Here is a 24,439-nt window from a genome sequence, read left to right on the forward strand (position 1 = left end):
CCAGAGTTGGAGGTGAAAAATTTCGCCTCCCCTCCCGCCCTTTTGAGGGGGAGGTTGGAGTCATTGCCTACCGCCGGCAGTAGTCGATGATAAGGTCCATAAAGGCTTCGCCGAAGCGCTCCAGCTTGCGATGCCCGACGCCGTTGATGGCGAGCATCTCAGCCTCGGTCATCGGCATCAGCTGAGCCATCTCCACCAGGGTCGCATCGTTGAACACCACGTAGGGCGGCACCTCTTCGTCTTCGGCGATCTGCTTGCGCAGGCCGCGCAACTCCTTGAACAACCGTTTGTCGTAGTTGGCGTTGTCCAGCAGGCCGTTGCGCTTCTCCTTGCGACTGGAGATGGGTTGCAGCCGCGGCACCGCCAGTTCCAGCTTCATCTCGCCACGCAGCACAGGGCGGGACGCCTCGGTCAGCTGCAGCACCAGATTGCGGGTGATGTTCTGGGTCAGCAGCCCCTTGTGGATCAGCTGGCGGATCACGCTCATCCAGTATTCGTGGCTCTGATCCTTGCCGATGCCGTAGGTCGACAGCTTGTCGTGGCCGTGATCCTTGATGCGCTGGTTGAGAGAGCCGCGCAGCACTTCCACCACATAGCCCACCCCGAAGCTCTGACCCACCCGCCAGACGCAGGAGAGCGCCTTCTGGGCATCTTCGGTGCCATCGTAGCTCTTGGGTGGATCCAGACAGATGTCGCAGTTGCCGCACGGCTTGTCGTTGTATTCACCGAAGTAGTTGAGCAGCACCTGACGGCGGCAGGTCTGCGCCTCGGCGAAGGCCGCCATCACGTTGAGCTTGTACTGCTCAACCTGCAACTGCTGCGGGTTTTCTATGTTGTCGAGCAGGCGCCGCACCCGGCCTATGTCGGCGGGATCGTAGAGCAGCAGCGCCTCGGCCGGGGTACCGTCACGGCCGGCCCGGCCCGTCTCCTGATAGTAGGATTCGATGTTCTTGGGGATGTCGTAGTGCACCACGAAGCGCACGTTCGGCTTGTCGATCCCCATGCCGAACGCCACCGTTGCCACCACTATCTCGATGTCATCCTTGAGGAAGGCATCCTGGGTCTGCTGGCGCTGGGCCAGGGGCAGACCGGCGTGGTAGGGCGCGGCCTTGCTGCCGTGGCGGGAGAGGCGCTCGGCCACCTCCTCCACCCGATTGCGACTGGAGCAGTAGACGATGCCGCAGTTGCCCTTCTGGCTCTGCACATAGCGCAGCAGCTGCTCCGCCGCCTTGAACTTCTCCACCAGGCTGTAACGGATATTGGGCCTGTCAAAGCTGGCGGTATGGATGAAGGGATCATTGAGCTCCAATCGGTGCAGCATGTCGCTGCGGGTCGCCTCGTCGGCGGTGGCGGTGAGCGCCACCACGGGCACCTGGGGGAACCACTGCTTGAGCCGGCCGAGCGCCGCGTATTCCGGCCGAAAATCGTGACCCCACTGGGAGACGCAGTGAGCCTCGTCGATGGCGAACAGGCCGAGCGGCAGCTCCGCCAGCCGATCCATGAACTCGTGCTGCAACAAGCGCTCGGGGGAGACGTAGAGCAGTTTGATCTCGCCGCGACGCATGGCGGCAAAGTTCTGGATCATCTCCTCCCGACTCAGGGCCGAGTTGATGTAGATGGCCGCCACACCGTTGGCGCGCAGGCTGTCGACCTGATCCTTCATCAGCGAGATAAGCGGGGAGACCACTACGCCCAGCCCTGGTCGCAGCAGCGCCGGGATCTGGAAGCAGAGTGACTTGCCGCCACCTGTGGGCTTGAGCACCATGGCATCGCGTCCCGCCACTATCTGCTCGATGATCTCCAGCTGGCCCGGCCGAAATTGCTGGTAGCCGAATACCGCCTGCAACAAGGCAAGTGGAGTATCGGGCAGGGTTTCGGCAATGACGGTCATGGGCTCTCCTTTGGGGTCGCCATTCTAAAGCAGCCGCCGCTCACAATAAACCTGCCATTGCGACTGTTAAGGAAGTGTTGCAGACTGGCTGGAGTTTTTACTCGGCTTTGATGACAGGGATCGGTATCAGAGAATGAAACACATGCTGAAGAAGATGGCGCTCAGTGGCATTGCCAACCTGTTCGCAGAGCGGATGCCGTTCAACAAGCTGATTGGCATGCAGGTGACCCACTACGACTTCGACAAGGTGGAGCTGCGCATCAAGATGGATGACAAGCTGATCGGCAACCCCTTCCACAACATCTTGCACGGCGGCGTCACCGCCAGCCTGCTGGATGTGGCCGGCGGCATGATAGTCGCCGCCTCCTGCATTGATGAGCTGGAAGATTTCTCCCCCAACTACCTCAAGGAGCGATTCTCCCGCCTCGGCACCATAGACCTGCGGGTGGACTACCTGCGCCCGGGCCGCGGCAACGAGTTCATCGCCACCGCCCACATCATCCGTGCTGGCAGCAAGGTCGCCGTAGCCCGGATGGAACTGCACAACGAAGAGGGCACCCACATCGCCTTCGGTACCGGAACCTATCTGGTGGGCTGACCCCACCTATTGCATAAAAACCACGCTGCTAATCTGATTTTAATCATTAGAATCGTTACCCCCTCTGCCGCCCACTGGTCCATACTGAAATTCGGGATTGTGTGCAGAGGGAGGATTGCAGGCGATGAGTGCGAAACTGGCCACCAAACCATCCAGAGCCTTGTTGACACAGCTCGAGTCCATGCTCGACGAGGTGCAGACACCCGAGTGTCGCCACTGGCTGGAACAGGAGCTTGAGGGATACTCTCTCTGTTCGCACCTGCCTTGGTATCGCATCGTAGCCTGTCGGCAACGCGGTCACTTCTTGGATCTGAAGACGGGAAAATATTTGACCTGTCACATAAACAGTCAAACGCTAAGCCAACGCGATCTGGCCCAGATTCAGTTCATTTATGCCCGTGAACCCGCCGCCCATTATCTACTGCAACGCAATTCCGGTATTGAACCCTGGCCAGAACAGCTGCTGGAAGATTATCAGGAGCAGTTGATCCCCGGCCATTTATGCCTGCAAGCCTGGCATGAGCCCGTGTCTTCATTACGTTCACAACTGATGGAGGGAATCGAACATTTCATTAGTGAGTACCCCAAGCACGCGGCCTTGCAACCTCAACACAGCTTCAAGGCATTGCGGCATCAGCATTGGCATATCTGAGTAAGCGCCTGGCGCGCAAGGAGGGCACCATAGACAAGACCCATAGCGAAATTGCCACAATCTAGAGTGCCGGAGTCAGGATCAGACTCCACCCATGGGCCACCGAGCGGTGGCCCTTTTAATGGCTGCGCAACACGATGGCAAGAAGAGGAAAGAGAAAAGAAAAGCTGTCTCGGTATCGATATGCCTCGGTCACAACCAGCAACCAGCAACCAGCAACCAGCAACCAGCAATATTTTTCGTACCGAGGATCAACAAAATCCAGATGCGAAAAGGCCGCTCATTGAGCGGCCTTTTCTAATATGGTCGGTGTGAGAGGATTCGAACCTCCGACCCCTTCGTCCCGAACGAAGTGCGCTACCAAGCTGCGCTACACACCGATGTCTGCGGGGCGATAATTTACCTAAAGCCCTGACATGACACAAGCCTTTTTTACGTTTGACAGGAAAAAAGTGGCCATTGGTTCAACTATTCAACGCTTTGGCCCAGGGTTCACAGAAAGGGGGCACCGCTGTGACATTTTTCCAACCTACCTCAGGAAAACTGAAATTCGGCCGGGCCCAGCAAACGGCGCTGCCAATCAGCCACCACACCATGTTCCAGCCAGTTGGCCGCATGCTGGCGCCAATTGGGGGAGAGCGCCGGGTTTTCCAGCAGCAACAGCAGATCCGCCTCGTTGCGCACCTGGTTGAACAATATGTCGGCGGTGCGCTTCACAGTCAGAGCAGGATAGGGTCTGTCGACCAGCTCCATCGTCTCTTGCGGTACGACCATCCCCTCCTCCAGCACCCGCAACAACCAGCCACAGCGACCACTGAGTTGCATCACCTGAGAGAACTGGGGGTAACCAAAGCGCAGATTCAGTTTGAAACAAGGGGACCTGGGCTGGCTTATCTGGATCAGCGCCTCACCGAGCCGATAGACATCACCAATACAGGCCTGCTCCTCGGTCAACCCAAGGCCGGACAGATTCTCGCCAAAAGCGGCGGGTTGCCAGGGTGTGCGGGGCGCAGCAAGGCCCATGGCGGTTTGCCAGTTGTGCCACCAGGGGTAGTGATCGGCAGGGTAGTAGTGCAGCGCCCTATCCGGGCCGCCATGATGACGTGGGTCACTTTGCTCATCGCCACCCAGGCCGCCAAAACTGCACCAGAGCGGTATGGTCGTGGCTTGCTTGTTGATGGCACTGACCAGGCCCGGTACCAGTTCGGTACCCTGGCCACTAAAGATGGAGATCCGCATTCTCATCCTCCGGATTGACGAGAGAATGCGGATATTAGCACGAGGTTAGGCGACTGCCTGCATCTGGGTGGTCATGGCGATCTCGGCACGGCGACGTTTTTCCGCCCTGGCCATCAGATACCAGCTGCTGAAAGTGAACAGCGACACTGACAGCAGGATCAGGCTGGCCACAGCGTTGATCTCGGGTTTCACCCCGAGCCGCACTGCCGAGAAAACTTCCATCGGCAAGGTGGTCGCGCCCGGCCCCGAGACAAAGCTCGCCAGCACCAGATCATCCAGCGACAGGGCAAACGACATCATGCCGCCCGCCGCCAGCGAAGGAGCGATCATGGGGATGGTGATCAGGAAGAACACCTTCCAGGGCTTGGCTCCCAGGTCCATGGCCGCCTCCTCGATGGAGAGATCCAGCTCCCGCAGTCGCGCCGATACCACGATCGCCACATAGGCGGTACAGAAGGTGGTATGGGCAATCCAGATGGTCAGCATGCCACGCTCGGCAGGCCAGCCCACCAGTTGCGCCATGGCGACGAACAGCAGCAGCAACGACAGACCCGTGATCACTTCGGGCATCACCAGGGGGGCCGTCACCATGCCGCCGAACAGGGTCCGGCCACGGAAGTGCGGGATCCGGGTCAGCACGAAGGCAGCCACAGTCCCCAGCGCCACGGCAGCAACCGCAGTGTAGAGCGCTATCTCCAACGAGCGCAGCACGGATCCAATCAGCTGCTTGTTATCGAGAAGGCCGAAGTACCACTTGAGGGACCAGCCTCCCCATACCGTCACCAGCTTGGAGGAGTTGAAGGAGTAGATCACCATGATGACCATGGGCAGGTAGATAAACAGCAACCCCAGCCACAGCATCATCTTGGCAAAACCGAAACGTTTCATATCTTGCCCTCCAGCTCTTTAGCCTGGTTGCAGTTGAACAGGGATGACAGAGGGACTATCAGCAGTTCCTTCTTCATACCTTGCCCTCCAATTCCTTAGCCTGGTTGCGGTTAAACAGGATAATGGGGACTATCAGCACCGCCAGCATCACTACCGCCAGGGCAGAGGCCACCGGCCAGTCGCGGTTGTTGAAGAACTCCTGCCACAGCACCTTGCCGATCATCAGGGTCTCCGGGCCACCGAGCAGCTCCGGGATCACGAACTCACCCACGACCGGGATAAACACCAGCATGCAGCCGGCAATGATGCCGTTCTTGGAGAGGGGCACAGTGATCCGCCAGAAGCGGGTCAGGTTGCGGGCACCGAGATCGGAGGCTGCCTCCAGCAGACTCTGGTCATGCTTGACCAGATTGGCATAGAGCGGCAGCACCATGAACGGCAGGTAGGAGTAGACGATGCCGATGTAGACAGCCAGGTTGGTGTTGAGGATCTGCAGCGGCTCGTCGATGAGGCCGATGCCCATCAACAGACTGTTGAGCAGGCCGTTGTTGCTGAGGATCCCCATCCAGGCGTAGACCCGGATCAGAATGGCGGTCCAGGTTGGCATCATGATGAGCAACAACAAGACCGTCTGGGTCTCCTTGTTGGCGCGCGCTATGGTGTAGGCCATGGGATAGCCGATCAACAGACAGAGCACTGTGCTGATGAAGGCTATCTTGAGGGAGCCAATATAGGCAGCTATGTAGAGCTCATCCTCCTGCAGCAACAGGTAGTTGCCCAGGTTGAGCAGTATGGTGAGCTGATTGTCGGCCCAGCTCACCACGTCGGTATAAGGCGGGATCGCCACGTCCGCTTCGGCGAAGCTGATCTTCACCACTATGATGAAGGGCAGCAGGAAGAAGAGGAACAGCCAGAAGAACGGAATGCCGATCACCAGCTGGCGCCCACCCAGTCGCTTCAGTCGTCTCAATGCCTTCATGATTGCAGCACCACGCCGCTGTCATCTTCCCAATAGAGGAACACCTGGTCATCCCAGGTTGGCCGCTTGCCGTGGCGTTCGGCATTGGCGATGAAAGCCTGAACGATTTTGCCCGAGGGCAGCTGGATATGATAAACCGAGTGACCACCCAGATAGGCGATGTCATAGACCTCACCCTTGGTCCAGTTGAAGTCCGGATGCTCGATCTCGGTCGGTTTCTGGGTACTCATCAGCAGTTTTTCCGGCCGCAGCGCGTAGGTCACCTTCTTGTTCTCGGCCCGGGAGCTGATGCCGTGGCCCACGTAGATGGGCTGTTCCAGATCGGCGCAGGCGATGGTAGCATGGTCCTGCTCATCCTCCACCAGCAGACCGTCAAACAGGTTGACGTTGCCGATGAACTCGCACACCAGCCGACTAGCCGGGGTTTCGTAGATATCCATCGGGCTGCCTATCTGCTCGATGCAGCCGAGGTGCATGATGGCGATCCGCTCGGCCATGGTCATGGCCTCTTCCTGATCATGGGTCACCATGACGCAGGTTACGCCGACCCGCTCTATGATCTCCACCAGCTCCAGTTGCATCTGTGAACGCAGCTTCTTGTCCAGCGCCCCCATGGGTTCGTCCAGCAGCAACAGCTTGGGGCGCTTGGCCAGGGAACGAGCCAGCGCGACCCGCTGACGCTGACCACCGGAGAGCTGATGCGGCTTGCGGCGCGCATACTGGGCCATCTGCACCAGTTTGAGCATCTCTTCCACCCGCGCATCCACCTCCGCCTTGGGCAGGCCATCCTGCTTGAGGCCAAAGGCGATATTCTGCGCCACCGTCATGTGGGGGAACAGGGCATAGGACTGGAACATCATGTTGATGGGACGTTCATAAGGCGGCATGTCGGTGATGTCGACGCCATCGAGGAACAGCCGCCCCTCTGTGGGGCGCTCGAATCCCGCCAGCATCCGCAGCAGGGTCGATTTGCCGGAGCCGGAACCTCCCAGCAAGGCGAAGATCTCCCCCTTGTGGATGTTGAGGGACACGTTGTCGACCGCCAGCGTTTCATCGAACTGCTTGCTTACCCGATCTATTTTGACCAGCACTTCTTTGCGCTGCTGGTTGCCCTCGAGGGCTTTCTTGTAGGCACTGGAGGCTATCGCCATTACCAAACTCCCAAACGTGATACCGGCCTTTGGCCGATCCATAAACAATCTGGCGCCCCGGGGTGGGCGCCAAGGTTAGGTTCCGGACTTGATCTTGGTCCAACTCCGGGTGATCAGACGCTGCACCGCCCGGGGATGCGCTTGCTGCACATAGAGTCGTTCCAGCACCGCCTGGGGTGGATAGACTGACTCGTCATCTCGCACGCTCTCGTCCATGTACTCTCCCGCCTTGGCATTGGGATTCGCATAGCCCACATAGTTGCTGACCTTGGCGATCACTTCGGGCTGGAGCACATAGTTGATGAGGGCATGCGCCTCTTTCACATTGGTGGCATCCGCCGGGATAGCCATCATGTCAAACCAGAGATTGCCCCCCTCTTTCGGGATGCTGTAGGCAATATTGATCCCCTTGCCCGCCTCGTCGGCACGGGCCGCTGCCTGCAATATGTCGCCGGAGAAACCGGCCGCCACACAGATGTCGCCATTGGCGAGATCGGCTATGTACTTGGATGAGTGGAAATAGGTCACATAGGGCCGCACCTTCAGCAACTGTTCCTCGGCACGCTTGATATCTTCCGGCTTATGGCTGTTGGGATCGAGTCCGAGGTAGTTGAGCACTGCCGGGATCATCTCGTCCGCCGAATCGAGGAAGGCGACACCGCAACGGGACAGCTTCTGCATATTTTCCGGTTCGAAGATCACAGCCCAGGAGTCAATCTTGTCGACTCCCAGCACATCCTTGATCTTGTCGACGTTGTAACCGATGCCGTTGGTTCCCCACAGATAGGGGACTGCGTATTGGTGACCCGGATCCACCTTGTCGAGCTGCTTGAGCAAGACGGGATCCAGGTTGACCAGATTGGGCAGCAGGGCGGGATCCAGCTTCTGGAATGCACCTGCCGTGATCTGCTTGGCCAGGAAGTTGTTGGAAGGCACCACCAGATCGTAACCAGTACGTCCGGTCAGCAACTTGCCTTCCAGGGTCTCGTTGGAATCGAACACGTCATAGACGGTCTTGATCCCGGTTGCCTGCTGGAAATCACTGAGAGTGGTTTCACCGATATAATCGGACCAGTTGTAGAAATGAACCACGGGGGCGGCATGAGCCAGGCTTGCCAACCCCAGGGCCAGGGTCATAGTCACAGTCTTGGTTGTGTGCACGTATCAGTCCTCATCTGTTTTTGGTATGCCAGCTGCGCATCCATACGCGCCGTTCAACCTGTCGGGTTGTCACCACCCTCCCGGCCGAACTGCAGACCGGGAGGGGTACTCGTCACTTACTTGCCAGACTTGATCTTGGTCCAGCTGCGGGTCATCAGGCGCTGCACCTTGGCCGGCAGATCCGGGAAGGTATAGATCTTCTGCAGCGTCTCGGCGTTGGGGTAGATACCCGGGTCGGTACGGATAGCCTCATCCACCAGAGGCGTCGCGGCCTTGTTGCCATTCGGGAACTGCACAAAGTTGGTGATGCTGGCGATCACCTCAGGCTTCATCAGGTAGTTGATGAAGGTGTGCGCGGACTCTGCGTTCTTGGCATCCGCCGGAATGGCAATCATGTCAAAGAAGCTGCCCGCCCCCTCTTTCGGAATGCTGTAGGTCAGCGCCACGCCGTTGTTGGCTTCCGCCGCCCGCGCCTTGGACTGCTGCAAGTCACCGGAATAGCCGACCGCGACGCAGAGATTGCCGTTGGCCAGATCCGAGATGTACTTGGAGGAGTGGAAATAGGCGGTATAGGGGCGGATGGAGAGGAACAGTGCCTCGGCCTGCTTCAACTCGTCCGGCTTCTGACTATCCGGTTTGAAGCCCAGATATTGCAGGGCGGCCGGCAGCATTTCGGTCGGTGAGTCGAGGAAGGAGACACCGCACTCCTTCAACTTGGCCATGTTCTCCGGTTTGAACACCAGATCCCAGGAGTCCACCGGCGCGTCCTTGCCCAGCACGGCTTTTACCTTCTCGGCATTGTAGGCATAGCCGATGGTGCCCCACAGGTAAGGAATGGAGTACTGGTTGCCCGGGTCGCTCGGTTCGAGCGCCTTCAACAGGTCGGCATCCATGTTTTGCCAATTGGAGAGTTTGGACTTGTCCAGTTTCTGGAACACGCCCGCCTTGATTTGCTTGGCCAGGAAGGGGTTGGACGGCACGACTATGTCGTAACCTGAACTGCCCGCCAGCAACTTGGCTTCCAGCACCTCGTTGCTGTCGAACACGTCGTATACCACCTTGATGCCCGTCTCTTTCTGGAAGTTTTCCAGGGTCTCCGGCGCGATATAGTCGCTCCAGTTGTAGACGTGCAACACCTTCTCGTCGGCCATCGCCCCGGTACTTGCCATGACCAGCGCCACAGAAGCGGCAATCATTCCCGTTTTGAAAGACATCATCCTTGTCTCCTAAGCAAATTATATGCGCAAGCCAACCTGCCCAGCCCCCGCCTACCCTTTCAGCTTTGCCGCCGTCAGATCAAGACTGAGCTTGGCCAGATTGACCAATTCATCCACCTGTTCCTCGGTGATGACCAAGGGGGGCGATATGATCATGGTATCGCCGACCGCCCGCATCACCAAGCCATTGTTAAAGCAGAATTCCCGGCAGGTCATGCCGGCTTGCAGCCCAGCCGGGAAGCGGCTGTTGGTCTGCTTGTCCTGCACTATTTCCAGCGCGGCCACCAAGCCTTTGCCACGGGTTTCGCCCACCAGCGGATGGTCCGCCAGCTCGCGCCAGCGGCGCTGCAAATAGGGGCCGATAGTATCATGAATTCGCTTAACTATGCTTTCGCTTTGCATAAGATTAATGTTGGCAATGGCGACGGCGCAGGCCACCGGATGACCGGAATAGGTGAAGCCGTGGTTGAATTCGCCGCCCTCGTCCACCAGCACCCTGGCAACGCGATCCCCCACCATCACGGCCCCCATGGGCAGATAGCCGGAGGTGATGCCCTTGGCCAGGCACATGAGGTCCGGCTTGATGCCGAATCCCTCGCTGGCGAACCAGTGGCCGGTACGGCCAAAGCCGCAGATCACCTCGTCGGCAATGAGCAGGATCCCGTAGTGATCGCAGATACGCTGGATCTCGGGCCAGTAGCTGTCGGGGGGAATGATGACGCCGCCGGCGCCCTGGATGGGCTCGCCGATGAAGGCGGCCACCTTGTCCACCCCCAGTTCCAGGATCTTCTGCTCCAGCTGGCGGGCACGCTCCAGACCGAACTCGTGGGCACTCATGCCCTGCCCCTCGCCGAAGTGATAGGGCTGATCGATGTGCACTATGCCGGGAATGGGCAGGCCGCCCTGGGCGTGCATCCCCTTCATGCCACCCAGACTGGCACCCGCCACGGTGGAGCCGTGATAGGCGTTGTGGCGGCTGATGATCACCTGCTTGTCCGGCTGCCCCTTGCTGGCCCAGTAGTGGCGGACCATCCGCAGCACCGTATCGTTGCACTCGGAGCCAGAGCCGGTGAAGAAGACATGATTGAGATGGGGCGGAGTCACCTCGGCCAGCAGGGTCGCCAACTCGATCACCGGAGGATGTGCGGTCTGGAAGAAAAGATTGTAGTAGGGCAGTTGCTGCATCTGTTTGGTGGCTGCCTCCACCAGCTCCTGACGACCGTAGCCCATGTTGACGCACCAGAGTCCCGCCATGCCGTCCAGAATGCGACGCCCGTCGGAGTCTTCCAGATAGATGCCTTCGGCCCTGGTGATGATGCGGCTGCCCTTCTGGTTCAGCGCCTGAAAATCGGTAAAGGGATGCAGGTGGTGGCTGGCATCCAGCTGCTGCCACTCACGTGTCGTGTGCTGCATTGTATTTGCTCCTCGGTTCCTTCGATTTAAGCGGGACTCTTTCGTCAATCAATCCGGGTGGCAGGCGCTCTTTCAGTCACTGCCACTCACAGCTGGCATGCTTTCTGGTGTCTTCGATACAAGGAGAGGAGAGGCCGGGTCTGGCCTCCCCCGCTGTAAGGGCTGGCACGCCCACGGGATCACACGTTCAGCAGCAGGAACTCGCGCTCCCAGCGGCTGATCACCCCGAAGTAGGTCTCGTACTCCTTGCGCTTGACCGCCACGAAGGCGCGGATGAAACGCTCCCCCAGCATCTCCTTGAGGGGCTCGCACTGCTCAAGATGGCTCAGAGCCTCCTCCAGCGAGCGGGGCAGACTGTAAGGCAGGTCATAGGCGCTCGACTTCATTTCCGGCAACGGATCCAGCTTTTCCATCATGCCGAGGTAGCCGCAGGCCAGGGTCGCAGCCAGCGCCAGATAGGGGTTGGCATCGGCGCCAGCAAAACGGTTCTCTACCCGGCGGGCACTGGCATCGGAGAAGGGCACCCGCAGGCCACAGGTGCGGTTCTCTACGCCCCACTGCACGTTGCGCGGCGCGCTCTCGCCAAAGGTGAGCCGACGATAGGAGTTGACGTTCGGCGCCAGCAAGGCGGTCACGGCTGGCGTGTATTTCTGCAGACCGGCGATGAAGTGCATGAACTGCTCGGTATTGCCGCCATTGTCCGTGCCGAACAGGTTGCGACCATCTGCATCTTCCAGACTCTGGTGGATGTGCATGGCGGAGCCCGGCTCGTCGCTCATCGGCTTGGCCATAAAGGTGGCATAGATGCCGTGACGGTGAGCCGCTTCCCGCATGGTGCGCTTGAACAGGAACACCTGATCGGCCAGATCGATGGCATCGCCGTGCAGGAAGTTGATCTCCATCTGGGCGGCGCCGGATTCGTGGATAAGGGTGTCCACTTCCAGTTCCTGCGCCTCGCAGTAGTCGTACATGTCCTCGAAGATGGGGTCGAATTCGTTGACCGCATCGATGCTGAACGACTGGCGGGCCGTCTCCGGGCGGCCATTGCGGCCAATGGGCGGTACCAGAGGATAGTCGGGGTCTTCGTTGCGCTTGACCAGGTAGAATTCGAGCTCGGGGGCGACCACCGGCTTCCAGCCCTGCTTCTCATAAAATGACAGGACCCGACGCAGCACCGAACGCGGCGCTATGTCGATCAGATTGCCATTGATGTCGAAACAGTCGTGGATCACCTGAGCGGTCGGCTCCAGGGCCCAGGGCACGAAACGAATGGTGTTGGGGTCCGGGTAGAGCTGCATGTCCCGCTCCAGCGGGTCTATCATGCTGTCGTCATCCGGGTACTCGCCGGTCACCGTCTGGGTGAAGATGACCTCGGGCAGCCGCATGCCCCCTTCGCGCAAAAATTTGTTGGCTGGAATGATCTTGCCTCGGGCATTACCGGTGAAATCCGGAAACAGGCACTCCACTTCCGTGATGCGATTGCTCTCCATCCAGCCCTTGATACTGTCCATGTTAAACCCCGACTTTACGATTGCCATTGGCAAGGGTGTCTAGTATATGGAACACCCTTGTTATCAAATTGTAATCAACAACACCATAAAAGCCCGCCGTCAAGGCTGATGTCAAGCGGTGGTGTTTAAAAAATTATAAATAACGGTGCATATAATGACCATTCCGACACCAAATACTAAACACCTTGGCTCACCCAAGACCCACTGCAAGGCCGATGCCAACGAGGGTGCCTGATCCTCCATGTTCTCAGTCAGACCCTGTCCGAATCAGGTCATTTTTTTGCAAGGGCGCACAATCCTTATCCTATTTGCTTTGCATGCCTGCATTTTTTTGGTACAAGGCCCGCCCTGATTTGCACTCTCCTGCTTGGATTTGGTGCAAATTCAGGACACAGGGCTTGGTCTGCAGGCAGACAGCCCCCATAAACAGGGATAATTGGGTTAGTAACTGACTGGTAGTAAACCGTATGTGTGATTTCATGACTAAAGACCAACTGGCCTTTTACAAGGGGCAGATCGAGCGTCAGATCCTCGAACTCGAAGATCGCCTCAACTCCCAGGCCAGCCAGGCCATCGCCACCGATACCAACGAGATGGCTGATGAAATTGACCGTGCCAGTATCGAGGAAGCCCGTCGTCTGGAGCTGAACCGCATCGAGCATGACAAGTTGCACCTGCGCAAGCTGCAGGGTGCGTTAAGGCGTATCAACGAAGGGGATTTTGGTTACTGCGAATCTTGCGGTGACGAGATTTCTCTCAAGCGGCTGCAGGCTCGTCCCGAGTCCCGCTTCTGCGTTGAATGCCAGAGTACCAAGGAATTCAACGACACTCACGTGTACCGTCGCGTTGCCTGATTCTTCTGTTAGACTCCGGGCAAGTCCCGGATTCTACAGGAGAGCAGAGAGTGAAATGGTTCCTCAGACTGTGCTTGTGTCTGCCGTTGCTGGCACAAGCACAGACCCTCACGGTCAAGGTTCCCAGCCGACCAATCAACGATCTCGACAAGGAATATCAACTCAAACTGCTGGAACTGGCGCTGACACATGCCGGACAGCCGTTTCGCATCGAGCAGGTCGAACTCAACCTCAACCAGTACAGCCTGCAGCAACAGCTGAGCAAGGGAAAGACCATCAATGTATTCTGGATGGGTACCTCCAGCGCACTAGAATCCTCCCTCATTGCCGTCCCGATCCCGCTGTTTCGCGGTCTGGAAGGCCTGCGCCTCTCCTTCATCCACAGCGACGCTCAGGAGAAGTTCAACCAGATCAATTCGCTGGCCGATCTCAAGCAATTGAAAGCGGCACAAGGTGTGGGCTGGGCTGACAACAAGATCCTGGAAAACGCTGGCATCCCGACTTATTCCGGTCGCTACAGCACTCTGTTTCGTCTCATCAACGACGGCGACAAGCTCGATTTCTTCCCGCGCAGTCTGGTGGAGATCTTTGCCGAGCGCAGCGAACTGGTGGCGCAATACCCCAATCTGGTCATCGATCAGCGCCTGCTGATCCGCTATCCCTTTGCCGAGTTCTTTTTCGTCAGCCCCGAGTATCCCAAGCTGGCCAAGGCGATCCAGACAGGGCTGGAACGGGCCTATGCCGATGGCAGCTTCATGACCTTCTTCCGTGAGAATCCCAAGATCCGTGAAGCCCTCGCCAGCGCCAATCTGGAGAAACGGGTCACCATTCAGCTCCCCAACCCGGACATGACTCCCTTGCTCAACAGTATTCCAGCCCAATATTGGGAGTATCCTCCGCGGTAACAGTGTTCGAACGGCGTGCGCGTTGAGCGGCGCTGGCATCACTGCCGGGATTATCCCCCGGCCATCAGGGATCGGGGGCAGACAGCCCTCTGAGGCAAGCGGGGTCGTGGCAGCCAGAGTGCCGGGATCGCGCCTTGCCCGCTGCTGACAACTCAAGGAAATCATATGCGAAACATGAATAAAGGCCTGCTGCTGGCGTGCTGTCTGATGGCAATGCCGGCCCTGGCCGACAAGGCCGACCCCATAGGGGAGGTGAGTACCGCCTTCAAACTGTTCGGCCCCAACCACAAGATCCTGGTAGAAGCGTTCGATGACCCCAAAATCGCCGGCATTGCCTGCTACCTGGCACGCCCCAAAACCGGTGGCGTCAAAGGCGGGCTGGGACTGGCGGAAGATCCCTCTCACGCCTCGCTTTCCTGCCATCAGACTGGCCCCATCTCACTGCCTGCCAAGCTCAAAGCGGGGGAGGAGGTGTTCGATGTCAGCACCTCACTGGTGTTCAAGGAGCAGAAAGTGGTGCGTTTTTACGACGAAAAGCGCAATGCGCTGGTTTATCTGACTTACAGCACCAAATTGGTAGATGGTTCGTATAAAAGCGCAGTGAGTGCGGTTCCCATCATGCCATGGGGCTGAATCGGCCCTATTTATCCCGTGATGACGGCCCACATTTGTTGTAATTTAACTACATCATTATTTGCGGAGAGCACACCATGAAAGTCGCCGTTTTCAGTACCAAGAGCTACGACAAGGAACACTTCAATCAGGCCAACAGCCAGTACGGCTATGAGCTGGAGTTCTTCGACGTACGGCTGGAGGCCAAGACAGCCCGGTTGGCCCACGGCTTCCCCGTGGTGTGCCTGTTCGTCAATGACGACGCCGACCGGGAAGTGCTGACCGAGCTGGCCGCCAACGGCACCAAGGTCATCGCCCTGCGCTGTGCCGGTTACAACAATGTGGATCTGGCTGCCGCCAAGGAGCTGGGGCTGAAAGTGGTACGGGTCCCCGCCTACTCCCCCGAAGCCGTTGCCGAACATGCGGTGGGGCTGATGATGACCCTCAACCGCCGCATTCATAAGGCCTATCAGCGCACCCGCGATGCCAACTTCTCGCTGGAGGGGCTGGTCGGCTTCAATATGCATGGCCGCACCGCCGGCATTATCGGCACCGGCAAGATCGGCATCGCCACCCTGCGCATCCTCAAGGGCTTTGGCATGCGTCTGCTGGTAAGCGATCCCTACCCGAGTCAGGCGGCCATCGACTTGGGTGCCGAGTACGTGGATCTCGACACCCTGTTTCGCCAGTCCGATGTCATCAGCCTGCACTGCCCCTTGTTCAAGGAGAACTATCACCTGCTGAATAAGGAGGCGTTCGCCAAGATGAAGGATGGCGTGATGATCATCAACACCAGCCGGGGCGGCCTGCTCGACTCCAACGCCGCCATAGAGGCGCTCAAGACCGCTCGCATCGGCGCACTGGGGCTGGACGTCTATGAGGAAGAGGAAGACCTCTTCTTCTCCGACAAGTCCAATGAGGTGATCACCGATGACGTGTTCCGTCGTCTGTCGGCCTGCCACAACGTGCTGTTTACCGGCCATCAGGCCTTCCTGACCCGCGAAGCGCTGCACGCCATCGCCGATACCACCCTCGGCAACCTCAAGGCCATAGAGAGCCGGGGCCATAGCGACAACGAGGTGGAGTAATCCTCTCGCACCCGTAGCCATGAACGACAGAGGGAGCCATTCCCTCTGTGTTCCACACCGACATGCTCCCCCCTGTGTATTTTCCCCTGCGACCTCAATATCCGGGGTGCCGGGTTGTGAGACCCGACGTCATCGGGTAGGCTACCTGCCCTTTTTTATTCAGGAGTCTGGCTGCCCATGTTTATCGGATTTGATTACGGTACTTCCAACTGTGCCGTCGCCGTGATGGAACAAGGCAGCCCCAGGCTGCTGACTCTAGGTGGTTCCCGCTATCTCCCCTCCACGCTGCACGCGCCCCACAGAGACGCCATCGCCGGCCTGCTGGCCGAAGGGCTGGCACCGGCCCAGCAGGCCGAATACCTCAAGCTGCGCGGCCCTGTGGTTACCCGTGCCCAGGCGGTACGCCGCCAGATGCGGGAAGAGGGGCTGATCGACGAACTCAGCTTCGGCGCTGCGGCGCTGGAGCGCTATCTGGAGGAGCCGGACGATGGCTATTACATCAAGTCGCCGAAATCCTTCCTCGGCGCCTACGGCCTCAAGGCTCCCCAGATCGCCCTGTTCGAAGACATCGTCTGCGCCATGATGCTGCACGTACGCCGCCAGGCGGAGCAGCAGCTTGGCACTCCGGTACGCCGCGCCGTGATAGGTCGACCGGTCAACTTTCAGGGGCTGGCAGGGGAAGAGAGCAACAGGCAGGCCATCGCCATCCTGACCGAGGCGGCCCGTCTGGCCGGGTTCGAGCAGGTGGAGTTCCTCTATGAACCCGTGGCGGCCGGCTTCGAGTTCGAGGCGCGGCTGGGTGAAGACGCCGTCGTGCTGGTGGTGGATATCGGCGGCGGCACCACAGACTGCTCCATGCTGCGCATGGGCCCGAGCCATCGCGACCAGCTGGATCGCAGCGGCGATCTGCTCGGCCACAGCGGCCAGCGCATCGGCGGCAACGACTTCGATATCAGGCTGACGGTGGAAGGCATGATGCCGCTGCTCGGCATGCACGAGACCCTCAAGACCGGTAAACCGCTGCCTCACCCGCTGTTCTGGGATGCCGCCGCCATCAACGACGTCAGCGCCCAGGGCCGTTTCTACAGCCTGGATACCGCGCGTCAGCTGCAGGATCTGCAGCTCGACAGCCTGCCGGGCAGCAAACTGGGACGGCTGGCCAACCTGCGCGCTCACAAACTGAGCCACCAGCTGGTATGGCGTGCCGAGCAGGGCAAGATCGCCCTCTCGGAGCAGGAGCTGAATCGCCAATCCCTGAGTGAACTGGAGAAGGGGCTGGAAGCCGAGCTCAGTCGTGAACAGCTGGCCAGCGCCTCTGCCCTGCTGCTGGAGAAGATTGGCGAGCTGATGGACGAAGCCATTACCAATGCAGGAGTGCAGCCGGACCGCATCTTCGTCACTGGCGGCAGCGCCCGTTCGCCGCTGATCGCCGCCTTTATTCGTCACAAGTTGCCCACCATTCCGCTTGAGGGTGGCGATGACTTCGGCTCGGTGGCGGCAGGGCTTGCTCGTTATGCCGCATGTCTGTTCGCTGACTGAGGCCCGCAGTTCCACCTCACGGAGACAGAGACGATAAGCGCTCTTATCGCCTGTTCAGCATCGAACGCATCCCGATCACGGCAAGGTGTTGCCATTTAACGACACAGGGTTGACTCACAGGGCGACAGAAGCAGTCGGGGTCGGCTCCCCTCGCCCTGCCCCGGGGACGGCGCAGGAGGTATGCTTGTTGCTCCCACTACCGGAGCCCTTCCATGCCCAGATTCCTGCTACTGCTGCTCGCCCTGTTCCTGCTCAGCGCCTGCAGCAGTACCCCTTCGTTCGTCCAGCAAGACTTGCAGCATCATCACTGGGTGCTCGACAAGCTGGATGGCCAGGCCATTGCGGCCTCCCGCGACAATCCGCCCGATTTCGAGATAGGTGAACACTTCACCGTCAACGGTATCGCTGGTTGCAACCGCTACTTCGGCCAGGGCCACCTCGAGGGCGACAGATTCTGGGTTACCAGCCTCGGCAGTACCGAGATGGCCTGTCAGGCTCCTCTCGACGCCATAGAGCAGGCAGTCATCACCACACTGCTCGAAGGCGCCACCCTGAGCGGCACCACCCAGACCTTGATCCTGAAGGGGAAACAGCACAGTTTGGAATACACCTTGCGTGACTGGGTGCTATAAGCGCGGTTGTCTGCCGGCGTCAAACTGACTCAATTGCGGTCGGAACTGCACATCAACAGACCCTCATGCTCACGAAACCGGCATCACAAACAGGAACAAGTGTCCCGCCTGTGGCACAATATGAGGCAGTGCTCGCAATGGAGGCTGCCTCAGCCATGTCGATGGATCGTCTGTTTGACAAGATCAAACAACTCCCCACTATTCCGCAGCTACTGCATGAGTTGATGCAGAGTTTCAGCGATGAAAATGCCCGTATCGACCAGATAGCGGGCAAGATCGCCATGGACCAGGTGATCAGCGTCAAGGTGCTGCGGATGGCCAACTCGGCCGCCCTGCGCCGTGGCAATGATGTCACCTCCATCGAGCAGGCGGTGATCCGCCTCGGTTTCAACCGGTTGCGCTCCGTGGTGGTCGCCTCCGGTATCATAGGCACCTTCAAGGCCCCCCCCAGCTTCGACAAGAACAAGTTCTGGACCGAGACCTTCCAGGTTGCCACTATCGCCAAGACCCTGGCCCAGGAGGCCAAGGTGCTGGATCCCGAGACCGCCTTTACCTGTGCCCTGATCCACAACATAGGTGAGCTGCTTATCCAGAGCACACTGCCGGAAGAGGCCGAGCTCATCAATATGGCGATCCAGAAGGGGAGCAGCCGGGTAGAGGCCCAACGGGAGATGCTGGGGTACGACTATGCCCAGCTCGGTGCCGAACTGGCACGGCGCTGGAACCTGTCGGAAGCCTTCGTCGATGCCATCTCCCAGCAGCTGGATCCCCTCTCCCACGATCCGGTCAGCAAGGAGGCGGTGCTGATCCGGCTCGCCGTCTTCATCTCCTTCGCCTGGAATGCGGGTGTGCCCGCCCAGGCCATCATTGCCCGTTTCCCCAAGCCGCTTGCCGACCAGCTGGGGCTGGATCCCAAATCGCTGGCAGGCCAGCTCGAAACGCTTCACGAACAGGGTAATGCCCTCGCCGACCTTCTAACTCAATAAGCACTCATGACCCATCCATTTCTGTTTCATCCCCAGGTGGCGCCCTGGTTCAAAGAGAGCGCCGACAGCTTGCAACTCACCCTGTTCAGCGAGCTGGATGCCCCGATCCGGGAGGTGTGGCTGCGCCACGAACCTGACAACGAAGAGTACCTGCTGGCGATGACGCCAGTCTCGACCCGGGACAGATTGCAGGTGTGGCAAGCCACATTGCCACTGCTCAAAGGGCAGGATATCCACCTCTACTGCTTCAAATGCCTGACCGATGAGGAGCAGTGGTGGTTGCACGGCGCTGGCGTCAGCTCGGCCATGCCGCCTCGGGAGCAGCACTTTCGTTTCAACAGCCTGCACCAGCCGCCAGCCTGGGTGCAGGATCAGGTGTTCTACCAGATCTTTCCCGACCGCTTCTGCAACGGCGATCCGGCCCTGAGCGTGAAGCATCATGAATACGAGTACCGCGGCAAGGCGGTGATCAGCAAGGGGTGGGGTGAGCCGGTCAGCCGCCACGAAGAGGGGCTCGGCGCCTGTGAGTTTTACGGCGGGGACCTGGCGGGGATAGATGCCAAGCTGCACTATCTGCAATCCCTCGGGGTCACGGCGCTCTACCTCAACCCCATCTTCGATTCGCCGAGCAACCACAAGTACGATACCCAGGACTACTTCAAGGTCGATGCCCACCTCGGCAGCAATGCACAGTTCGCCGAGCTGACCCGTAACCTGCACCAGCGCGGCATGAAGATCATTCTGGATGCAGTGGTCAACCATACCTCGACCCAGCACCCCTGGTTTTGCCCGCCACAGGGTGCCCAGAGCAACCCGGATTCACCGTGGCGCAACTTCTACACCTTTGACAACGAAGGGGACTATGTCAGCTGGAAGGGGATCCGCAGCCTGCCCAAGCTCGACTTCTCCAGCGAGCAGGTACAGGACGCTATCTATCGCGCCGACGACGCCATTCTGCGCTACTGGATGCGGGCGCCCTACCAGATAGACGGCTGGCGCTTTGACGTCATCCACATGCTGGGGGAGCGTGGTACCGCCGAGGGCAATCGCGGCCATGTGCGTGCCATTCGCGGCGCCGTGAAGCAGGAAAACCCGGATGCCTATGTGCTCGGCGAGCACTTCTTCGAGGCGAGCCAGTGGCTGCAGGGAGATCAGGAGGATGGCGCCATGAACTACTATGGTTTTGCCCACCCGATCCGCGCCTTCCTGGCCGGGCAGGACATCGCCTACCACCCCATCAGGATCAGCGCCGACGAGCTGGATCGCTGGCTCAAGCTGGCGCGGGCCCATATCCCGTTCAAGAACCAGCTAGCCCAGTTCAACCTGCTGGACAGCCACGATACCGCCCGCTTCCTCCATCTGCTGGGAGAGGATAAACAACGGATGCAGCTGGCCGCCACCTTGCTGCTCACCTATATCGGCGTGCCGTCCATCTACTACGGCGACGAGGTGGGGCTCTCGGGTGGCAAGGACCCGGATTGCCGTCGCTGCTTCCCGTGGGAGACCACGGCCTGGGACCACGTGCTGCACGATCACTACCGCCGGCTGATCCAGATCCGCAAGCAGCGGCCTGCTCTGCGCCGTGGCGATATCCAGACTCTTTACGCCGGCCCTCACAGCTATGTGTTCGCTCGAACCCTGCAAAGCGATCAAGTTGTGGTCGCCTGCAACCGTCATCCGACCGAGCCACGCACCATCAGCCTACCGTTGTGGCAGACCGCCAGCCCCGCCAGCCGCTTCACCGATGCCTTCAACGGTGACAAGTACGAAGTGGTACAGGGACAGGTACAAGTGACCATACCCGCCAACTCGGCCAGAGTGCTGATCTCCAGCTAAGCGTCAAAAAAGCGGAACCGGATGTTCCGCTTTTTGTTAAAGCATCAGAGATCGCATAAAGTTGTTTGAACTGGGTTGGATTTCTCTATGAATCATCTAGTTACTTCACTCATAGTGGAATAAAACTGGCATCATACAAAACTGCTTCCAGCCCTTTTCGGCTAAACTGGTTCCAGGCACATATATTGCTTGCCTCTTGGCATCACTAGCGAGAATCCGTCATGTTCGACAATAAAACCCTATTGATTACCGGCGGCACTGGCTCGTTTGGCAAGATGCTGGTCAAGACAGTACTGGAACGCTACAAGCCGAAGCGGCTCATCATCTACTCCCGCGACGAACTGAAGCAGTTCGAGATGCAACAGGTGTTCAACGACCCCTGCATGCGCTATTTCATCGGGGATGTGAGGGATGCCAACCGGCTGAACATGGCGATGCGCGGCGTCGATTACGTCGTGCACGCGGCCGCACTCAAGCAGGTCCCCGCCGCTGAATACAACCCCATGGAGTGCATCAAGACCAACATTCATGGGGCGGAGAACGTCATCCAGGCCGCCTTGCTCAATCAGGTCAAGAAGGTGATTGCCCTCTCTACCGACAAGGCTGCCAACCCGATCAACCTGTATGGCGCCACCAAACTGGCTTCCGACAAGCTGTTTGTGGCGGCCAACAATATTGCAGGCCAGGATCCAACCCGCTTCGCGGTCGTGCGCTACGGCAATGTGGTAGGTTCACGCGGCTCAGTGGTGCCCTTCTTCCAAAAACGAATTGACCAGGGTGCCAGCACACTGCCCATCACCCATGCCGAGATGACCCGTTTCTGGATCACCCTGCAGCAAGGAGTGGATTTTGTGATGAACAACTTCCCGAGGATGAAGGGCGGCGAGATCTTCGTGCCCAAGCTGCCCTCGGTACGGATCACCGACCTGGCTACCGCCATGGCGCCCCAGCTGGCCCAGGAAATTATCGGTATTCGCCCCGGTGAGAAGTTGCATGAGGTGATGTGCCCTTCCGACGACTCCTACCACACCTTCGAGTTCGACGACTTCTTCATCATCGGTCCCACCATCAATTTCAATAATCGCAACAATGACTTCTCAGTCACAGCTGTGGGCGAGAAGGGTCTCATGGTCGAACAGGGTTTCGAATATAACTCCCGCAACAACAGCGACTTCCTGACGGTGGCCCAGCTAAGAGAGTTGAATGACAAGGTGGTAATGGAATGATCCCGTACGGCAGACAGTCGATCAGCGAGGCGGATATCGAGGCCGTGGTCGAGGTACTGAGGTCGGACTTTCTGACACAGGGCCCGGTCGTTCCTCGCTTCGAGCAAGCAGTCGCCGATTACTGTGGCGCATGCTTTGGCGTCGCCGTGAACTCGGGTACGGCCGCTCTGCACATCGCTTGTCTGGCTCTGGGTGTCGGCCAGGGAGACTGGGTCTGGACCTCCCCCATCAGCTTTGTAGCCTCGGCGAACTGCGCACTTTATTGCGGTGCTCAGGTTGACTTCGTCGACATAGAGCCGGATACCGGCAACATGTGCGCACTGGAGCTGGAGCGCAAACTGATTGTCGCCAAGGCGGAAGGACACCTGCCCAAGGTAGTGATTCCGGTGCACTTCGCGGGCTTGCCCTGCGATATGAAAGAGATCCATAGTCTGGGCCGGGAGTACGGTTTTCGCATCATAGAAGATGCCTGCCACGCCCTCGGCGCCCGCTATCACGGCGAACCGACCGGCAATGGCCGCTACAGCGACATCACAGTCTTCAGCTTCCATCCGGTGAAAATCATCACCACCGGCGAAGGCGGCATGGCCATGACCAATGACCCCGCCCTGGCCAAAACCATGCGCATGCTGCGCAGCCATGGCATCACCCGTGAACCGGAAGACTTCATCAACGAACCGGACGGCCCCTGGTACTACGAGCAACAGATGCTGGGTTTCAATTACCGGATGACAGATATACAGGCGGCGTTGGGGTTGAGTCAGATGAGCAATCTTGACGCCTGGATCGCCAAGCGCAGTGAGATTGCCCGTCGTTACTTTGAAACGCTGGCACCTGAACTCTTGCCCCGTTACTTCAGCCCAGAACGGCGCAGCGCCTTTCATCTCTATGTGCACCATGTTGCTCCAGAGCATCGCCAGGCGCTGTTCCAGCGACTACGCGAGAATGGTGTAGGTGCCAATGTCCACTATATGCCGATCTACAAACAGCCCTGCTATCAAAAATGGGGCCAAATGCCCCAATCTATTGCCGATCAGTTTTACGCCGGAGCCATCACCTTGCCGCTGTTTCCAGCTTTAAGCGCTGCCCAGCAAGTGCACATTCACTCCTTTTTGTTATCAACGATCTGATCCCGATCCGCGGAGCGCCTTATGCACATTCTGATTTACGGAACCTCGACCCAAGCGCTGCATTTCTTACCGGCATTGGCATTGAACCATACCCTGTTGGGCTTTGTTGACAGTGACCTAGCGAAACAGGGCTCACGCTGGATGAACAGACCGGTTTATCACCCCAGTCAGCTTACGGGGCTCCAATTCGACAAAATCGTCATCGCAAGCTGTTTTGTCAGCGAGATCAACCAGACGCTGGCCAGTTATGGCATCGAGCCGGGGATTTCAGTCGAGGAGTTTGATGAGGTAGTCGTGCAGACCAGCCGTGAATATGAGAATGCCCTACAAGCGGTGCGTACCAAACGCGAAGATATACTGCCCAAGATCCCCTTGTTGCAACACCATATCGAGGGCGCAACCCTGTTGACTGATCGGCTGTCGCTACTGGCGCTATTGCCCAAACACGGGGTAGTTGCCGAACTGGGCGTGGCGGCAGGGGATTTTAGCCGCCAGATATCTGAGATATGCCAACCCAGCAAGCTGCATCTGGTGGATATATGGGGCTCAGAGCGTTACGGTGAATCGTTGTACCTGAGTGTGAACAGCCATTTTCATCAGCAACAGCAGCGTGGCGAGGTAATCATTCACCGCAAGCCTTCGCTGGAGGCGCTGGAAAGCTTCCCGGATGAGACCTTTGACTGGGTATATATCGATACGACTCACAGTTATGAATTAACCCGGGATGAGCTCAGAGCCTGTGCTAGAAAAGTAAAATCAACCGGTATCATTGCTGGTCACGACTACATCCAGGGCAACTGGCGATCTCAATATCGCTATGGTGTCATCGAAGCAGTGCATGAGTTTTGTGTGGAATATAACTACCGAGTGCTTTATCTGACGATGGATATCTCTGAATATCTGAGTTTTGCGCTAGCAAAAAATAGATAAA

General features: G+C 58.5%; 22 protein-coding genes and 1 tRNA gene. 13 read left to right on the forward strand and 10 right to left on the reverse strand.

Translation table 11 applies throughout. The features are described 5' to 3' along the window. Window positions 1–67: 67 nt before the first annotated feature. Window positions 68–1,891, reverse strand: coding sequence for an ATP-dependent DNA helicase RecQ (recQ, locus tag AACX78_RS20465; protein WP_113721301.1), 1,824 nt, complete (start codon window positions 1,889–1,891; stop codon window positions 68–70). Between the two features lie 133 nt (window positions 1,892–2,024). Here recQ and AACX78_RS20470 point away from each other — a divergent pair, with 133 nt between their 5' ends. After that, the gene (locus tag AACX78_RS20470; RefSeq protein WP_059111850.1) at window positions 2,025–2,489 is read left to right on the forward strand and encodes a thioesterase family protein; all 465 of its coding nucleotides are present in this window, start codon (window positions 2,025–2,027) and stop codon (window positions 2,487–2,489) included. Window positions 2,490–2,613: 124 nt separating this feature from the next. Next, a complete protein-coding gene (locus AACX78_RS20475) occupies window positions 2,614–3,141 on the forward strand; it encodes an AbiTii domain-containing protein (protein WP_005318344.1) in 528 nt (175 codons plus the stop codon). A gap of 303 nt (window positions 3,142–3,444) precedes the next feature. Here the strand turns inward: AACX78_RS20475 and AACX78_RS20480 are convergent. The 9 genes from AACX78_RS20480 to AACX78_RS20520 all read right to left on the reverse strand — a co-directional run bounded on the left by AACX78_RS20480 (window position 3,445) and on the right by AACX78_RS20520 (window position 12,700). Beyond that, a tRNA-Pro gene (locus tag AACX78_RS20480) sits at window positions 3,445–3,521 on the reverse strand. Between the two features lie 154 nt (window positions 3,522–3,675). After that, window positions 3,676–4,380 (reverse strand): MOSC domain-containing protein, encoded by a 705-nt coding sequence (locus AACX78_RS20485; RefSeq protein ID WP_159167249.1) that lies wholly within the window; start codon window positions 4,378–4,380, stop codon window positions 3,676–3,678. 45 nt (window positions 4,381–4,425) lie between these two features. Further along, window positions 4,426–5,268 (reverse strand): ABC transporter permease subunit, encoded by an 843-nt coding sequence (locus AACX78_RS20490; protein WP_005318337.1) that lies wholly within the window; start codon window positions 5,266–5,268, stop codon window positions 4,426–4,428. A 73-nt stretch (window positions 5,269–5,341) separates the two neighbouring features. Beyond that, complete coding sequence (locus AACX78_RS20495) at window positions 5,342–6,247, reverse strand: ABC transporter permease subunit (RefSeq protein ID WP_005318334.1); 906 nt, start codon at window positions 6,245–6,247, stop codon at window positions 5,342–5,344. Then, window positions 6,244–7,398: a polyamine ABC transporter ATP-binding protein gene (gene potA / locus AACX78_RS20500; protein ID WP_005318332.1), complete on the reverse strand. Its 1,155-nt coding sequence runs from the start codon at window positions 7,396–7,398 to the stop codon at window positions 6,244–6,246. Before potA ends, AACX78_RS20495 begins: the two co-directional genes overlap by 4 nt. 75 nt (window positions 7,399–7,473) lie before the next feature. Then, the gene (locus AACX78_RS20505) at window positions 7,474–8,535 is read right to left on the reverse strand and encodes a polyamine ABC transporter substrate-binding protein (protein ID WP_219593972.1); all 1,062 of its coding nucleotides are present in this window, start codon (window positions 8,533–8,535) and stop codon (window positions 7,474–7,476) included. A gap of 140 nt (window positions 8,536–8,675) precedes the next feature. After that, window positions 8,676–9,773, reverse strand: coding sequence for a polyamine ABC transporter substrate-binding protein (locus AACX78_RS20510; protein WP_081097817.1), 1,098 nt, complete (start codon window positions 9,771–9,773; stop codon window positions 8,676–8,678). Between the two features lie 54 nt (window positions 9,774–9,827). Continuing rightward, window positions 9,828–11,189: an aspartate aminotransferase family protein gene (locus AACX78_RS20515; protein ID WP_159167250.1), complete on the reverse strand. Its 1,362-nt coding sequence runs from the start codon at window positions 11,187–11,189 to the stop codon at window positions 9,828–9,830. 179 nt (window positions 11,190–11,368) lie between these two features. Beyond that, window positions 11,369–12,700, reverse strand: a complete 1,332-nt coding sequence (locus tag AACX78_RS20520; protein WP_159167251.1) for a glutamine synthetase family protein — start codon at window positions 12,698–12,700, stop codon at window positions 11,369–11,371. A gap of 467 nt (window positions 12,701–13,167) precedes the next feature. Between AACX78_RS20520 and AACX78_RS20525 the strand changes: the two genes are divergently transcribed. From AACX78_RS20525 to AACX78_RS20575, 11 genes are all read left to right on the forward strand, one after another. Next, window positions 13,168–13,554, forward strand: a complete 387-nt coding sequence (locus AACX78_RS20525) for a TraR/DksA family transcriptional regulator (RefSeq protein WP_005318322.1) — start codon at window positions 13,168–13,170, stop codon at window positions 13,552–13,554. 50 nt (window positions 13,555–13,604) lie between these two features. Then, the gene (locus AACX78_RS20530; RefSeq protein WP_058395140.1) at window positions 13,605–14,459 is read left to right on the forward strand and encodes a hypothetical protein; all 855 of its coding nucleotides are present in this window, start codon (window positions 13,605–13,607) and stop codon (window positions 14,457–14,459) included. Window positions 14,460–14,633: 174 nt separating this feature from the next. Next, window positions 14,634–15,092 carry a CreA family protein gene (locus AACX78_RS20535; protein WP_059168260.1) on the forward strand — a complete coding sequence of 153 codons (459 nt, stop codon included), beginning with the start codon at window positions 14,634–14,636 and terminating at the stop codon, window positions 15,090–15,092. Between the two features lie 77 nt (window positions 15,093–15,169). Beyond that, on the forward strand, window positions 15,170–16,159 hold the full coding sequence (locus AACX78_RS20540; protein ID WP_159167252.1) for a 2-hydroxyacid dehydrogenase: 990 nt from the start codon (window positions 15,170–15,172) through the stop codon (window positions 16,157–16,159). Between the two features lie 177 nt (window positions 16,160–16,336). Continuing rightward, window positions 16,337–17,698, forward strand: coding sequence for a molecular chaperone (yegD, locus tag AACX78_RS20545; RefSeq protein ID WP_159167253.1), 1,362 nt, complete (start codon window positions 16,337–16,339; stop codon window positions 17,696–17,698). Between the two features lie 212 nt (window positions 17,699–17,910). Next, window positions 17,911–18,330 carry an META domain-containing protein gene (locus AACX78_RS20550; RefSeq protein ID WP_058395143.1) on the forward strand — a complete coding sequence of 140 codons (420 nt, stop codon included), beginning with the start codon at window positions 17,911–17,913 and terminating at the stop codon, window positions 18,328–18,330. Between the two features lie 137 nt (window positions 18,331–18,467). Continuing rightward, window positions 18,468–19,316, forward strand: a complete 849-nt coding sequence (locus AACX78_RS20555; RefSeq protein WP_005318309.1) for an HDOD domain-containing protein — start codon at window positions 18,468–18,470, stop codon at window positions 19,314–19,316. A gap of 6 nt (window positions 19,317–19,322) precedes the next feature. Then, on the forward strand, window positions 19,323–21,152 hold the full coding sequence (gene malZ, locus AACX78_RS20560; RefSeq protein ID WP_159167254.1) for a maltodextrin glucosidase: 1,830 nt from the start codon (window positions 19,323–19,325) through the stop codon (window positions 21,150–21,152). A 221-nt stretch (window positions 21,153–21,373) separates the two neighbouring features. After that, window positions 21,374–22,378, forward strand: coding sequence for a UDP-N-acetylglucosamine 4,6-dehydratase (inverting) (gene pseB, locus AACX78_RS20565; protein WP_096118939.1), 1,005 nt, complete (start codon window positions 21,374–21,376; stop codon window positions 22,376–22,378). Continuing rightward, window positions 22,375–23,508 carry a UDP-4-amino-4,6-dideoxy-N-acetyl-beta-L-altrosamine transaminase gene (gene pseC / locus AACX78_RS20570; protein WP_159167255.1) on the forward strand — a complete coding sequence of 378 codons (1,134 nt, stop codon included), beginning with the start codon at window positions 22,375–22,377 and terminating at the stop codon, window positions 23,506–23,508. The genes pseB and pseC overlap by 4 nt, the downstream gene beginning before the upstream one ends. Window positions 23,509–23,529: 21 nt before the next feature. Continuing rightward, window positions 23,530–24,438 (forward strand): class I SAM-dependent methyltransferase, encoded by a 909-nt coding sequence (locus AACX78_RS20575; RefSeq protein WP_201302911.1) that lies wholly within the window; start codon window positions 23,530–23,532, stop codon window positions 24,436–24,438. The last annotated feature ends 1 nt before the right edge of the window (window position 24,439 follow it).

This window comes from Aeromonas sp. 9A (assembly GCF_963900955.1).
Classification (GTDB): domain Bacteria; phylum Pseudomonadota; class Gammaproteobacteria; order Enterobacterales; family Aeromonadaceae; genus Aeromonas; species Aeromonas salmonicida.